The sequence below is a fragment of the Nocardia tenerifensis NBRC 101015 genome (assembly GCF_000308715.1).
Lineage (GTDB): Bacteria > Actinomycetota > Actinomycetes > Mycobacteriales > Mycobacteriaceae > Nocardia > Nocardia tenerifensis.
In genome coordinates, this window is record NZ_BAGH01000094.1 from 1 (window position 1) to 13,583 (window position 13,583).

General features: G+C 68.5%; 15 protein-coding genes. 10 read left to right on the forward strand and 5 right to left on the reverse strand.

The genetic code is table 11. The annotated features are described in order from the left end of the window. Together ON39_RS07540 and ON39_RS07545 are read right to left on the reverse strand one after the other, a co-directional pair. The coding region (locus ON39_RS07540) for a polyprenyl synthetase family protein (RefSeq protein WP_040732552.1) at positions 1–546 on the reverse strand (546 nt) is incomplete at its 3' end. A 133-nt stretch (positions 547–679) separates the two neighbouring features. After that, positions 680–2,104: a family 2B encapsulin nanocompartment shell protein gene (locus ON39_RS07545; RefSeq protein ID WP_040732543.1), complete on the reverse strand. Its 1,425-nt coding sequence runs from the start codon at positions 2,102–2,104 to the stop codon at positions 680–682. 401 nt (positions 2,105–2,505) lie between these two features. Here ON39_RS07545 and ON39_RS07550 point away from each other — a divergent pair, with 401 nt between their 5' ends. The 9 genes from ON39_RS07550 (at position 2,506) to ON39_RS07590 (ending at position 9,588) form a co-directional block, all read left to right on the forward strand. Further along, complete coding sequence (locus ON39_RS07550) at positions 2,506–2,787, forward strand: DUF2277 domain-containing protein (protein WP_040732544.1); 282 nt, start codon at positions 2,506–2,508, stop codon at positions 2,785–2,787. Between the two features lie 75 nt (positions 2,788–2,862). Continuing rightward, positions 2,863–3,447, forward strand: a complete 585-nt coding sequence (locus ON39_RS07555; protein WP_174412506.1) for a biotin transporter BioY — start codon at positions 2,863–2,865, stop codon at positions 3,445–3,447. Beyond that, positions 3,440–4,555 carry an AMP-binding enzyme gene (locus tag ON39_RS07560; RefSeq protein WP_040732545.1) on the forward strand — a complete coding sequence of 372 codons (1,116 nt, stop codon included), beginning with the start codon at positions 3,440–3,442 and terminating at the stop codon, positions 4,553–4,555. Before ON39_RS07555 ends, ON39_RS07560 begins: the two co-directional genes overlap by 8 nt. Beyond that, positions 4,552–5,679 (forward strand): thiolase family protein, encoded by a 1,128-nt coding sequence (locus ON39_RS07565; RefSeq protein WP_040732546.1) that lies wholly within the window; start codon positions 4,552–4,554, stop codon positions 5,677–5,679. The genes ON39_RS07560 and ON39_RS07565 overlap by 4 nt, the downstream gene beginning before the upstream one ends. Before the next feature lie 19 nt (positions 5,680–5,698). After that, positions 5,699–6,379, forward strand: coding sequence for an energy-coupling factor ABC transporter ATP-binding protein (locus ON39_RS07570; protein ID WP_040732554.1), 681 nt, complete (start codon positions 5,699–5,701; stop codon positions 6,377–6,379). Next, complete coding sequence (locus ON39_RS07575) at positions 6,376–6,978, forward strand: energy-coupling factor transporter transmembrane component T family protein (protein ID WP_040732547.1); 603 nt, start codon at positions 6,376–6,378, stop codon at positions 6,976–6,978. Before ON39_RS07570 ends, ON39_RS07575 begins: the two co-directional genes overlap by 4 nt. Further along, positions 6,971–8,395: an AMP-binding protein gene (locus ON39_RS07580; RefSeq protein WP_040732548.1), complete on the forward strand. Its 1,425-nt coding sequence runs from the start codon at positions 6,971–6,973 to the stop codon at positions 8,393–8,395. The genes ON39_RS07575 and ON39_RS07580 overlap by 8 nt, the downstream gene beginning before the upstream one ends. 218 nt (positions 8,396–8,613) lie before the next feature. Further along, a complete protein-coding gene (locus ON39_RS07585) occupies positions 8,614–9,021 on the forward strand; it encodes a hypothetical protein (protein WP_040732549.1) in 408 nt (135 codons plus the stop codon). A 27-nt stretch (positions 9,022–9,048) separates the two neighbouring features. After that, a complete protein-coding gene (locus tag ON39_RS07590) occupies positions 9,049–9,588 on the forward strand; it encodes a hypothetical protein (protein ID WP_146251236.1) in 540 nt (179 codons plus the stop codon). Positions 9,589–9,734: 146 nt separating this feature from the next. On the opposite strand, the gene ON39_RS07595 is transcribed toward ON39_RS07590, so the two are convergent. The 3 genes from ON39_RS07595 to ON39_RS45695 all read right to left on the reverse strand — a co-directional run bounded on the left by ON39_RS07595 (position 9,735) and on the right by ON39_RS45695 (position 12,748). Continuing rightward, entirely contained in the window at positions 9,735–10,166 is a 432-nt protein-coding gene (locus tag ON39_RS07595; RefSeq protein ID WP_083894303.1) for a peptidoglycan-binding domain-containing protein, read from the reverse strand. Positions 10,167–10,256: 90 nt separating this feature from the next. Then, the gene (locus ON39_RS07600) at positions 10,257–11,408 is read right to left on the reverse strand and encodes a BTAD domain-containing putative transcriptional regulator (protein WP_051186388.1); all 1,152 of its coding nucleotides are present in this window, start codon (positions 11,406–11,408) and stop codon (positions 10,257–10,259) included. Continuing rightward, the gene (locus ON39_RS45695; RefSeq protein ID WP_051186389.1) at positions 11,390–12,748 is read right to left on the reverse strand and encodes a serine/threonine-protein kinase; all 1,359 of its coding nucleotides are present in this window, start codon (positions 12,746–12,748) and stop codon (positions 11,390–11,392) included. The genes ON39_RS07600 and ON39_RS45695 overlap by 19 nt, the downstream gene beginning before the upstream one ends. Positions 12,749–12,914: 166 nt before the next feature. Here ON39_RS45695 and ON39_RS07610 point away from each other — a divergent pair. Continuing rightward, a partial coding sequence (locus ON39_RS07610) for a dihydroxy-acid dehydratase domain-containing protein (RefSeq protein WP_040732557.1) occupies positions 12,915–13,583 on the forward strand: 669 nt, incomplete at its 3' end.

Genomic DNA, 13,583 nt, shown 5'->3' on the forward strand with positions numbered 1-13,583 from the left:
GACGTCGACGGGGCCGACGGTGCGGAACCGGCAGTCCTGGTGCTGGCCGTGGCACATCTCGATGACCGCCGACTCGAGTCTGGCGATCGCCGCCGTCGCCGTGCGCCCCGGCAGACCGGTCACCAGGACCCGGATCGCCAAGGCGTGCAGCGCGTCACCGAGCAGCAGGGCGTCGGGAATGCCCCACACCGTCCAGACCGCGGGCCTGCCGCGCCGGACCTGATCCCCGTCCATGACGTCGTCGTGCAGCAGCGTGAAGTTGTGCACGAGCTCCACGGCGGCCGCGGCGGCGAGCGCGGCCCGCGCCGTCGCGCCGCACGCCACGGCCGAGCAGACGGTCAACGCGGGCCGCAACGCCTTGCCCGCCTGCCGAGGGGTGGCGGCGCCCTCGGCATCCCACCAGCCGAAGTGGTAGCCGCCCATCAGGCGCAGCGGCTCGGGTAGTGACGAAACCGCTTCGCGCAGAACAGGATCGCATAGCTTGCGGGCACTGGTCAGGATCTCGCCCGCCCGGCGGCTCGTCGCCGCCGAGGTGCTCTCGACCATCAGCACGTACACCTTCCCTTACAGGGTCGTCGCGCCGGCCTCCGGTCGCCGACGACCTGGGAACGCCGCGGCCGCTGCGTCTTTCGTGGCCGCCGCGGCGTCGAAGGACATCGAGGTCGCTGATCGTCCGGGGTCAGTCGGTCTGGCGGGCGACGAGAACGTTGTCGAGGATGCCGAGCGCGTCCGGGACGAGGATCGCCGCCGAGTAGTAGCAGCTGACGAGGTAGGAGATGATTGACTGGTCGTCGATGCCCTTGAACCGGACGTTGAGGCTCGGCTCGTACTCGTCGGGCAGTCCGGTCTGGTGCAACCCGATGACGCCCTGATCCTTCTCGCCGGTGCGCATCGCGAGAATCGACGTGGTCTGGGTGTCGCTGACGGGGATCTTGCCGCAGGGGAAGATCGGTATTCCGCGCCAGGCGGGCACCCGGTGGCCGTCGACGTCGACCGGATCCGGGTAGAGGCCGCGTTTGCTGCATTCGCGGCCGAACGCGGCGATCGCCTTCGGGTGGGCGAGAAAGAGTTTGGTGCTGCGCCGCATGCTGAGCAGCTCGTCCATGTCGTCCGGGGTGGGCGCGCCGGATTCGGTGTAGATGCGTTGCTTGAGATCGCAGTTGCGCAGCAGACCGAAGTCGGGGTTGTTGACCAGGTCGTGTTCGCGGCGTTCGTAGAGCGCCTCGATGGTCAATCGCAACTGCTGCTGGGTTTGGTTCATCGGATCGTTGAACAGATCGGCGACGCGGGTGTGCACGCGCAGCACGCTCTGCGCCAGGCTGAGTTCGTACTCGCGGGGTCGGGCGTCGTAATCGACGAAGGTGCCGTCCAATTCGGGCTCGCCCGCGTGGCCCGAGTGGATCTGGATAGCTGCCTCGCCGTGTTTGTTCTGTGGTCGCGTCGCGGAGGCCGCCGCCTCGGAGATTTGCTCGCGCAGACCCGGTGTGTTGTCGAGCACTTCTTCCAGGGCCTGCCTCGGCATGACGAGCATGGTCGTCTTGGTGACCGCTTTGACGGTGACCGGCCAAATGGCCGAGTCGTCGGTGATGCATTCCTCGCCGAAGGAGGTGCCGCCGGCGAGCAAGCCGAGCTTCGTCTGCTCGCCGTATTCGCCGGAGCCGATCTTCACCAGTTTTCCGTGCACGATCAGCATGATCTGATCCATCGGGTTGCCGAATTCGGCGACGACGGTGCCGGGCTCGACATCGCGCTGCTCGAATCTGTCGGCGAGGGTCCGCAGTACGTCCTCGTCTTCGACGGTTCGCAGGGCGGGCAGCTCGCGCAGTTCCATCGGGATCACGCGGGCCTGCGCGCCGTCGATGATGTACTCGATGACGCCGTTGCCCAGGGTGTGCGTCAGGCGGCGGTTCACCCGGTAGACACCGCCGTTGACCTGCGTCCACGGCAGCATGCGGGTGAGCCAGCGCGAGCTGATGCCCTGCATCTGGGGTTCGGATTTGGTGGTGTGCGCCAGTTTGGCGGCGGCGCCGGTGCTGAGACTCTTGCGGCCGTTGCCATTACCGTTGCCGTTGGTTTCGGTGGAGAGAGGCATTTCGATTGTCATATTGGATCCTCACCTCGAAATGGTCACCTCGGACGGGCCCGGCGACGGAATGTCCGAATAGGTGATCGTTCAGATTCGATGGTTGTGCACGGCGGCTCGACAGGCACGGCGATGCCTGTGGAGGCAGATCACGGGAGCGAATTTTGCGATATGACAGAGCATTTCAGGCGCTCTCGATCCTAAGTCGCGGAACCTGTTGGCGCAGCGAAAGTTCGAATATTAGCCGTAATTATTCGGATGGTTACGACACGTTTTCGATTGGGCCAACGGTCGATAACACCTCGAGCGGGTGCGGGAAAGTCCGGACAGATCGCCGCGGAGTAGCTATCGTGCGGGCGGTGCGCCGATGGCGTCGGCAGCGGACCCGGGCGCGGACTCGTGCGACAGATTAGCCTCGTGGTATGTGTCGAAACATCACCGCCCTGCGGGGGCTGGAACCCGCCGCGACGCCGGAGGAGATCCAGGCCGCCGCGCTGCAGTACGTGCGTAAGGTCGGCGGGCTGTCCAGCATCTCCGCCGCGACGAAGCCCGCGGTCGACGCCGCGGTCGCGGATATCGCGGCCGTGACGGCCAGGCTGCTCGCCCAACTGCCGGATCGCAAGGTGCCGCCGAAGTCCATCCCGCCGCTGCGCAGGCCCGAGGTGCAGGCCCGGATTCAGGCCAGGGCGCACTCGCACGACTGACCGCCCGCCGCGGGCGAGCGCGTCCGCCTCACCTGCTACCTTGAACGTCGTTCAAGTGCAGTGGAGGAAGTCGTCGTGGACGGTATCGAGAACTCTCGGCGGTCGAGGGTGGCCTTTTCGGCGCGCGACATCGCGCAGGTGGCGGTGTTCGCCGCGCTGATCGCGGCGATGGGGCTGCCCGGCGCCATCACGGTCGGGTTCAGCGGCGTGCCGATCACGGTGCAGACCCTCGGCGTCATCCTGGCCGGCGCGGTACTCGGCGCGCGTAAAGGCACGGCCGCCGTGCTCGTGTTCCTCGCGCTGACGATGATCGGCCTGCCGCTGCTGTCGGGCGGCCGGACGGGACTCACCGCCATGGCGGGGCCGAGCGCGGGCTACCTCGTGGGCTGGGTGCCCGCGGCGCTGGTCATCGGGCTGCTTACCGCGCGGATCGTGCCGAAGTACCCGGTGGTGCTGGGCCTGCTGATCAACGCGCTCGGCGGGATCCTCGTCATCTACCTCTTCGGCACCCTCGGGCTGCTGCTGCGCACCGATCTGGATTTCCGGCACGCGGTCAGCACCAACTTCGCGTTCATCCCCGGCGATCTGGCGAAGGTCGTCGTCGCGACGGTGGTCGCCAAGGGTGTGCACCGCGCGTACCCCGGCCTGATCCGTGCGTAGTCCGGAACTCGGTGGCGCCCCCGATCGGCCCGCCATCGAATTCGGCGGTCGCGCTTACACTTTCGGCCAGCTCGACCGGGCGATCGAGGAGTGGATCGCCCGGGACGACGCGCCTGTCTACGACGCGTCGACGCTGTCCGTGTCGGACGCGCTGATCTGTGTCTGCGCCGCGTTCCGGCGGGGCATTCCCGTGCGCGTCGAGAATCCCGATGCGCGGCCCGCGCGCGGCGACCTTCCGCCCTCGGCGTTCCTGCTGGTGACGACCTCCGGCTCGACCGGCCGTCCGCGACCGCTCGCCCGCACCGCCGCGTCCTGGTTCGACAGCTTTCCGGCGTTCACGGCGATCACCGGCGTCGAGGCCGTGGATCGGGTGCTCATCACCGGGCCGCTGCACGCGACCATGCATCTGTTCGGCGCGCTGCACGCGCTGTGGCAGGGGGCCTGTGTCACCGACGACGCGTCCTCGGCCACCGTCGTGCACGCGGTCCCTGCCGTGCTGCGGGACGTGGTGAACCGGGCGCCGAGGCTGCGGACGGCGATCGTCGCGGGCATCGCGCTCGACGACGGCGCGCGGGCGGCGGCCGCCGGCGTCGAGATCGTGGAGTACTACGGGTCGGCGGAGGTCTCGCTCGTCGCCGCGCGCCGGGTGCCCGAGCCGCTGCGCCTGCTCGACGCGGTCGACGCCGAGATTCGCGACGGATTGCTCTATGTGCGGACGCCGTACGCGGTGCTCGGCGGCCCGGAGTGGTTCGGCGTCGGCGACCTCGCCGAGCTCGGCGCGGACCGGGAACTCGTCGTGCGGGGGCGGGGCGAATCCGCCATCAATGTCGGCGGCACGACGGTCGTCGCCGAGGACGTCGAGCGCGTACTCGGGCGGCTCGACGGCGTCGCCGCGGTGGCGGTGGTCGGCGCGCCGCACGCGGTGTTCGGCGAGATCGTCACGGCCGCAGTGCAACTCGACGGCGTCGAACTCGACGCGGTGCGCGCGCAGGCGCGTGGGCTGCTGATGAAGGAGGCCATGCCGCGCCGCTGGGTGCCGCTGCCGAGGCTGCCGCGCACCGCCAGCGGGAAGGTCGCCAGGGGTCAGCTGAAAGACTTGCTCGCATGAACTCGGACCCCGTGCTGATAGCGCCGCGTCGAACGCCGATCGGCAATGCCGGGCACGGTTTCGCGGAGCTGACGACCACCGACCTGGCCGCCCCTGTGCTGCGTGCGGTGGGGTCGACGCTGCGGGGCGCGGGTGTCGACGCCGAGGTGGACGATGTCGTGCTCGGCAACTGCCTGGGACCGGGCGGAAATCCGGCGCGGATCGCGGCGCTGCGGGCCGGGTTCGGCGTGCAGGTGCCCGGTGTCACCGTGGATCGGCAGTGCGGTTCCGGCCTCGACGCGGTGATGCAGGCGGCGGCGCGGGTGCGCGGCGGCGTCGACTCGCTGATCCTGGCAGGCGGTGTGGAGTCGGCGAGTACCGCGCCGTGGCGGTTCTGGCCGCCGGTCGCGGGCGCCGAGCCAGTGCGGTACACCCGCGCTCCCTTTGCGCCGCAAGGCTTTCCGGATCCGGACATGGGGGTGGCGGCCGACGATCTCGCGCGCGTCCGCGGGATCAGCCGGGAACGGCAGGACGCCTACGCGGCGCGTTCCCACACCCTCGCCGCGGCAACCGATTTCGGCGCGGAGATCGTGCCGATTGGGCAGGTGCGCCGCGACGAACGCATTCGGCCGGGCATGACCGAGGCGCGACTCGCGCGGCTGCGGCCGAGTTTCGGTGCCGAGGGGACGGCGACCGCGGGGAACTCGTGCGGCATCTCCGACGGGGCGGCGGTTCTCGCGGTGACCACCGAGTCGCTGGCCGGTGGACTGCCCGCGCTGCGGATACTCGGCTCGGCGGTGGCCGGGTCGGATCCGGCGTACCCGGGCCTGGGTCCGGTGCCGGCGATTCGGAAGCTGCTGCGGCGCACCGGGGTTGATCTCGGGGATGTGGGAATCGTCGAGATCACCGAGGCTTTCGCCTCCGTCGTGCTCGCCGTCGCGGACGAGCTCGGGGTGGACGAAGCCAAGATCTGCCCGCAAGGCGGGGCCATCGCGATGGGGCATCCCTGGGGAGCGTCGGGAGCGATCCTGCTGGTGCGGCTGGCGAGTCAGATGTTGAGCGCGGGCGGGCCCGCGCTCGGACTCGCGGCCTGCGCCATCGGCGGCGGGCAGGGGATCGCGATGCTGGTGGAGCGTGTGCGATGAATGCCGGCGAGGCGCGGTCGTGAGCGAGATCGTCTTCTCCTCGGTCACGCACCGTTTCGGTGAGCGAAAAGTGTTGCGCGGCATCGATCTTCGGATCACCGAGCGGCGGGTCGGCATCATCGGGGCCAATGGCTCGGGCAAGTCGACCCTGGCGCGCATGATCAACGGACTGCTGACGCCGACCTCCGGCACCGTGACGGTGGACGGTGTCGACACCGCGCGCAAGGGCGCGCAGGTGCGGCGCAAGGTCGGCTTCGTCTTCACCGACCCGGACACGCAGATCGTGATGCCCACGGTCGCCGAGGATCTCGCGTTCTCGCTGCGCCGCACCGGGCTCAGCAAGCAGGAGGTCGCGGCGCGGGTCGAGGAGATGCTGGCCCGGTTCCGGCTGCACGAGCACGGCGACCACCCCTCGCACCTGCTCTCCGGCGGGCAGAAGCAGCTGCTCGCCATCGGCGCGGTGCTCATCCGCAGGCCCGAGGTGGTCGTCGCCGACGAGCCGACCACGCTGCTGGACCTGCGCAACGCGCGCGTGGTGGCCGACGCGCTGAACGCGATGGATCAGCAGGTGATCGTGGTGACGCATCAGCTCGCGCTGCTGGACGGGTTCGAGCGGGTGATCGTGATCGACGAGGGGCTCGTCGCGTTCGACGGCACCCCGGCCGCCGCCGTTCCCGCCTATCGGGAACTGGTCGAATGATCGGGCTGTACCGGCCGGGGGACTCGCTGCTGCATCGACTGCCTGCCGGGGCGAAGCTGGTGCTGCTGATCGTGTCGATCGTGGCGGCGACGGTGTTCGTGCGCAGCCCGCTCGAGGTCGGGATCGCCGGCGTGGCGGCGGCGGGGCTGTTCGCGGTGGCGCGCATTCCGTGGAGAGTCGCTGTGGCGCAACTGCGTCCGATCGTCTGGATGCTGGTGATCATCGCGGTGTTCCAGGTGTTGATCACCTCGCCCGCGCGGGCGGTCGTGGTGTGCGGGGTGCTGTTGCTCTCGGTGGCGCTCGCGGCCTTGGTCACGCTCACCACGCGGGTGACGGATCTGCTCGACACCGTGACGCGCTCGCTCGGGCCGCTGCGCCGGTTCGGCGTCGATCCCGATCGCGTGGGATTGCTGCTGGCGCTGGCCATTCGGTGTGTTCCGCTGCTGGCCGGGATCGTGCACGAGGTCGCCGAGGCGCGGCGGGCCCGCGGGTTGCAGTGGTCGATGACGGCGCTGGCGACGCCGGTGCTGGTGCGGGCGTTGCGCACGGCGGACGCGATGGGCGACGCGCTCGCCGCGAGAGGAGTGGACGATGAGTGAGCTGCTGGCCGAGCGTATTCGCGCGCGTGCCGTCGAGTATCCGGAGTCCACCGCAATCATCTCCGGTCGTGAGCGGGTCGGCTATCGCGAGTTCTGGTCGCGGGTCGCCCGCACGGCGGCGGGGCTGGCGGGCATGAATCGTGTTGCGGTGCTGCCTACTTCGGATGTGGAGTCGTTGGTCGTCGTGACGGGCGCGGCGTACGCGGGCGTCAGCGTGGTTCTGCTGCACCGGCATCTGCTGCCGGATCAGCTGAGCAGGGTGCTGGAGCTCGCGAAACCCGGTGCCGTCGTCGCGTCGGCGCGTCAGCATCGCCGGGTGCGCAAGCTCGGGTTCGACGGGGTGATCGGCACGGAATCCGTGCTGGCGGCGGCGGGTTCGGTTCGGGGTGCGGAGCCCGGCTCGGAGCTGCTGGTCGGCATCACCTCCGGTACCACCGGCGAGCCGAAGTTGTTTGTGCGCAACCAGCTTTCGTGGGCGACCACGCTCGACCGCTCCGACGCCACGTTCGATATCGGCAATGGCGATCTCGTCTCGGCGCCCGGCGTTCTCGACCACACGCACTTCCTCTACGGTGCGCTGCACGCCCTCACCCGGGGTGCGACGGTGGATCTGCGGCCGGTGATGGAGTCGCTGAACGACGGTGCGACGCATCTGTATTCGGTGCCGACGATCGCCTGGGACGTGGTGCGGTCCGGGACCGCACCGATCCCCACCGTTCGCGAGGTGCTGTCGTCGGCGGCTCGGTGGCCGCGGCCGGGAAGGGAAGCGCTGCAGGAGGTGCTGCCCAACGCGTCCCTCGTGCACTTCTACGGCGCGTCCGAATTGAGTTTCGTGTCCTTCGATCGCGGGCTCGGCGACGCCGACGAGCATTCGGCCGGTCGGCTGTTCGACGGTGTCGAGGTGGACATCCGTGACGGGCTGGTGTTCGTGCGCAGCGACATGCTGTTCGACGGCTACCTCACCGAGCACGGCGTGACCGGCGGACCCGTCGACGGCTGGATGTCAGTGGGGGACAAGGGAACTCTGCACGGCGACCGCCTCCACCTGTTCGGCCGCGCCAGCGAGACCCTGATCCGAGCCGGCCTCAATGTCGAGCCCGCCGCCATCGAGGCCGCCCTCACCGCCCTCCCCGGCATAGCCGAGGCCGCCTGCATCGCCCTCCCCGACCCCCGCATGGGCCAAACCCCCGCCGTAGCCATCGTCCTAGCAGCCGACAACCCCCCGACCCTCCCCGAAATCTGGCGCCACCTCCGCACCACCCTCCCCACCCCCAGCATCCCCACCCACCTCCTAACCCTCCCCACCCTCCCCCGCACCCCCCGAGGAAAACTAGACCACCAAGCCCTGACCACCACCTTCACCACCCACCGCCCCGCCGGGCAGCCCACCGACGTTGGGGCCGAGCCCAGCCGCTAGTCGCGCACGACCGGCACGGTCACACATTGGCAGCGCTGCCGGACTTCTGCGCGCGGGAAAATGCCACTATCTATTGGGCCTTTTCCTGTCACAATCGTTGTAGTCCAGGCGTATTCGGGAAGCTCATTCGCCTGACGACCGGGGAGACGAGGCAGGCGTTCGTGTCGAATGCGTGCCATTTTCATCGAGAGTGGGGGTACATGATGAGGGCTCGATCCGTGGCGGAAATCGTGTTGCTGGCGATGGCCTTGCCCTGCGGGCAAGTCGCTGCAGCTCAGGCGCAACCGCCCCTTTCGGCGGCAGACCATGTCACATGCATCGTCCATGCGATTCCGCCGTACAAGGCAGGCAATGCCGCCAATGCGCCGATCGCGTTCGGCTATCAGGTGCACTGCACAAGCCGTCCAGATGGACGCAATATCGAATATGTCCTGCAGAAGAATGGCTCCACCGCGGCGTTCGGCAGCTCGAAATCAACCGACCCCGACAAAACTGAGGTGTTCTTCTATGAATGTTCGTCTGGTGGAAGCATCAGCCAGTTCACCACGTATGTCGCCATGATCGGACAACACGTCAACATCGACTTCTCGGAGGACACCAGCGGAACTGTCACCTTGCAGTGCTAGCGTGCTCGTGAGTGAAGGGAGAAACCGTTGAGCGCAGCGGTTTTGCAACATCCGGCGGTTGCTGTCGCGACCGGTGTGGCGCACAGCGTCGATACCGCGATGGTCCCTGTCGCGGTGCTGGCCCGCGACGAGATCGCGGCTGTGCTGCTCGAAAGCCCGGACCATCGGTTGGTGGTGTTCGTTCCCTGTGAGGACGGCAACTGGGTTGCACCGGGGATGTCAGGTGGGACGCGCCTGCCGACGGAAGGGGTCCGGGAGCGGCGTACGGGGGACACGCCGCTGACCGGCGTTTCCGGGCGTGGATTCTGCGGAATCGGGCCCAGCGGTGAGCCGCTGGAACTCGGATGGTTCGCGGTGACCGGCCGAGCCGCCGCCGATGCCACGGAGGTTGCGCTCATCTCCAGTGTCGACAAGGCGACCGAGGTCATCGGAGCCGACGGGCTGGCGTTCGCTCTGGTTCGTACCCGGATGATTCGCTCGGAGACCGGCGATATCCCGATGTTCGAGAAGCCCGAAATCCGAGTAAGCACAACGGACGGCCGATCGGTACCCATGCGACTTCCGTGATATGACGCGGCATCGCCATCCGACAAACGCCGCATGCGTCGATTGATGACCTGGCGAGAGCCGGCGATCTACTCTCTTCGGTCGAGTGCGGCACCGTGGGTTCACGGTGCCGCACTCGGTCGCTGTCTGGGGGGTAGGCGAAAGATTCAGTCGGGCAACGGGTATGGCCATTTGTAGTTGCAGTCGCCGCGCTGGGAGCAGCTGATCGCGATGTGACGCCAGGTATCTGCCCCGACGTAGCCGTCCTGGCGGATGCCAACCGATCCTTGGTAGTTCTTCACGGCCCCGGTGGTCTCCGGGCCGAACTTGCCGTCGACGCCGACGGCGCCGTTTCCGTAGTGGAAGCGCAGGAACGATTGCAGTGCCGCGACGCACTGCGCCTGGTTTCGGACGCCCTGGTACAGATCCGGGCGGAAGACCAGGCATTCGTTCATGGAGGAGGCGTGCTCGTGCGTGGCGTTGGCCGGCGCCTCGACGGCGACGGTTCCGCCGAGCGCGGCGAGGCCTATGACGCCGGCCGCGATCAAGCGGCGAATGCGGTGGTGTCCGGAAAAGTGTTGTGTCGTAGTGATACTCATAATTGCTCCTAGCGAATTGGGGTGTGATCCCGACACCACGAAACTAGGAACCGCGCGCAACGATTCACCAAGGAAACACTCACGCCCGGATCAGGCCAGCGGGCGCCGCACCTCGAGCGTCAGCGAACCGATCCGGATGCGGTCGCCGGGCACGAGCGAGGCCCGCCCCCGAACGCGCCGGTCGTTGACGTACACGCCATTGGCCGAATCACGATCCTCGATCCGGACCACCTCGCCGTCCACCACGACCTTGGCGTGATGACGGCTGGTCTTGGCGTCCTGCAGCCGAATGTCGTTATCCGCGCTGCGGCCGATCGTCATCCCGGCTCTGGTTACCTCGAACCGCCTGCCGTCCTCGACGTACAGCAGAATGTGCCCCAGCGTCTCGAGCAGCGTCGACCCATCAGTATCCACGTTGCGCGCCAAGCGAATTCGCCCCGGGTTCGGCAGCGGCTCATGCCGCAGAATGCGCTGCTCCAGCCGCGCCAACCGGTCGCTGGGAACCATTCCCTGTTCGCGCAACTGCCCGCGCAGCGCACGACAGGCCTCGAGCGCGTCGCCGTGGCGCCCCACCGTGTACAGCGCCGTGATCAGCTGTGCCCACAGGGTTTCGCGCAGCGGGTGCCGTGCGGTCAGCGCGCGCAACTCTCCGATGACCTCGGCGGCCCGGCCTGCGGCGATCTCCAGGTCCACCCGCGCCTCGAGCGTGCGCTGCCGCTCCTCGTCCATGTGCGCACAGAACGCCTCGACGAAGGTGGACGTCGGCAAACCGTCCAGGGCCGCGCCGCTCCATTCCGCGATCGCCTGGAGAAAGTACTCGGCCGCGCGCTCGTGGTCACCGATGTCGAATGCGGCCATCGCCGCGGTCCTGGCTCGTTCGAAGCGGCCGAGATCGCAGTCCTCGTCCCGAATGTCCAAGCAGTAGTTGCCGGAGCTGTCGGTGCGCAGCGTCGTGGTCGCCGCCACCTCGGCGGACTGAAGCGCGGCCCGCAGTTCGGCGATGCGATTGTGCAGGTTCGCGCGGAAGCTCGGCGGGGGATCACCGTCCCAGATGGTGTTCGCCAATCGCGTCGGCGAGAGGGCGTTGCGCCGGTTGACGACGAGAACCGCGAGCATCACCCTGGTCAGCGGCCCTCCTACGGCGAGCGGTCGGCCCGAGACGTACCACCGCACCGGGCCGAGGACGCGCACATCGATCGCGCCCGGCGGCTCGATGCCCGGTGTCATGGCGCCGGTACGCATCGGCCGTCGAAGGCCCCGTCGGCGACCCGGAACACCGGCCACTGTATGGCTTTCGCCCGCGTCTGCGGTCCGTAGATGCCGTCGACGTCGGCACTGTGGTCGACCTGCAGATGCCGGATGGCCCGCTTCATCGGAAGGTCGTACACCGTCGTCTTGTCCAGTTCGATGCCGTGGCACATGGTCAGCGCCTGCCGCAGGACCGTGACCGAATCGCCTCGATCACCCTCGTTCAGCGCGCAGCGCGGATCATCGTGATCGGCTGCCGCACTCGGCAATTCGACATAGAAGCCGGTGCCGATCGGTACCCGCGCACTCCAGAAGCACCGCAGCAGCCCCGTCCGCGCGCCGCTCGTCTGCGGCACACTCGTCGGGGCGGCGCCATCGGATCGATGGGGAGTCGGCCAGACAGCGGTCGCCGCGGCCACGGCGACGATCCCCCCGAGCACGGCGATGCGGGCACGCCGGCCGCGCACCAGGCCGGATAAGCCGCGCTGTCGCGGCGACCGCTCGGTATCGCCGATCGCCGACCGCACCGCATCCGCGAACTCCGTGCAGCTCTGGTAGCGACGCCGCGGATCCGCCGCCATCGCCTGGGCGATGACGTCGTCCAGTGCCGGTGGGACATCCGGCCGAACCCGGGTGGGCTCCGGAGTGTCCCGTACGGTTCGGGTCCCGCCGGGCGGCGAGGGGCCGCTCGGATTCGAACCGGTGAGCAGCGCCGACAGCGTCGCACCGAGCGAATAGATGTCCGCACACCGATCCACCGGACGCCCCGCCAGCACTTCCGGTGCCGCGAAGGCGGGAGTGCATGCGCGCCAACCGGTTTCGGTGACGGTGGCGGCCTCCTCGATGGCGCGGGCGAGCCCGAAGTCGGCGACGAGCACGCGTTCACCGTCGTCACCAGCGGCGACCAGGATGTTCGAGGGTTTGACATCGCGGTGCAGCAGATTCTGCTCGTGCGCGTGCTGCAGCCCCTTCGCGGCCGCGCAGACTATGCGGGCCGCCCGGTCCGGCGCCAATCCGCTCGGTTCCTTGCGCATGAGTTCGCTCGCGTCGGTGCCGTCCACGTACTGCATCGCCATCCAGAGCGTGTCGCCCTCTTCGCCCCGGTTGTAGACCGAGACGACATTCGGGTGGTCCAACCGGCACACCAGCTCGGCCTCGCGCCGGAAAATGCTGCGGTATCGCTGGTTCGCGCCGAGATGCTCGGCGAGCACCTTCAGCGCCACCTGTCTCGGCAGGGCCGGATCCTCGGCCAGATAGACCGCACCCATCCCGCCGGAACCGAGCAGTCGCACGATCGAGTAACCCGCGAATATCTGCCCCGGCCGCAATAACATCCCTGCCCTCCAAGGGAACGCCTTGGCGCGTATCAGCCACTACCCCACATCTGGGGCCCCATGTCAAGGCGTGCGGAGTGATCCGCTCCCGCTACCCCGTCGAGCGACTCGCGAGCAATCTGGCGTGGGGGCGCGGGTTTTGTGAGGGAGGGGAGGATGATGGGGGATCGTGTCGACTGAGCGTAAGACCCCGGATATCAAGCCTCGTAGTCGTGATGTGACCGACGGTCTCGAGAAGACTGCTGCTCGGGGGATGTTGCGGGCGGTGGGGATGGGGGATGAGGACTGGGGGAAGCCGCAGATCGGGGTGGCCTCGTCGTGGAACGAGATCACGCCGTGCAATCTCTCGCTGGATCGGCTGGCGGGGGCCGCGAAGGACGGCGTGTTCGCGGGGGGCGGGTTTCCGATGCAGTTCGGGACCATCTCGGTGTCGGACGGGATCTCGATGGGGCACGAGGGGATGCATTTCTCCCTGGTGTCCAGGGAGGTGATCGCGGACAGCGTCGAGACGGTGATGCAGGCCGAGCGCCTCGACGGCTCGATTCTGCTCGCGGGCTGTGACAAGTCGCTGCCGGGCATGCTGATGGCCGCGGCCCGGCTGGACCTGGCGAGCGTGTTCCTCTACGCGGGCTCGATTCTGCCGGGCATCGCGAAGATGTCCGACGGCAGCGAGCGCGAGGTGACGATCATCGACGCGTTCGAGGCGGTCGGCGCGTGCTCGCGCGGCCTGATGAGCCGCGAGGACGTCGACGCCATCGAGCGTGCCATCTGCCCGGGCGAGGGCGCCTGCGGCGGCATGTACACCGCCAACACGATGGCGAGTGCGGCCGAGGCG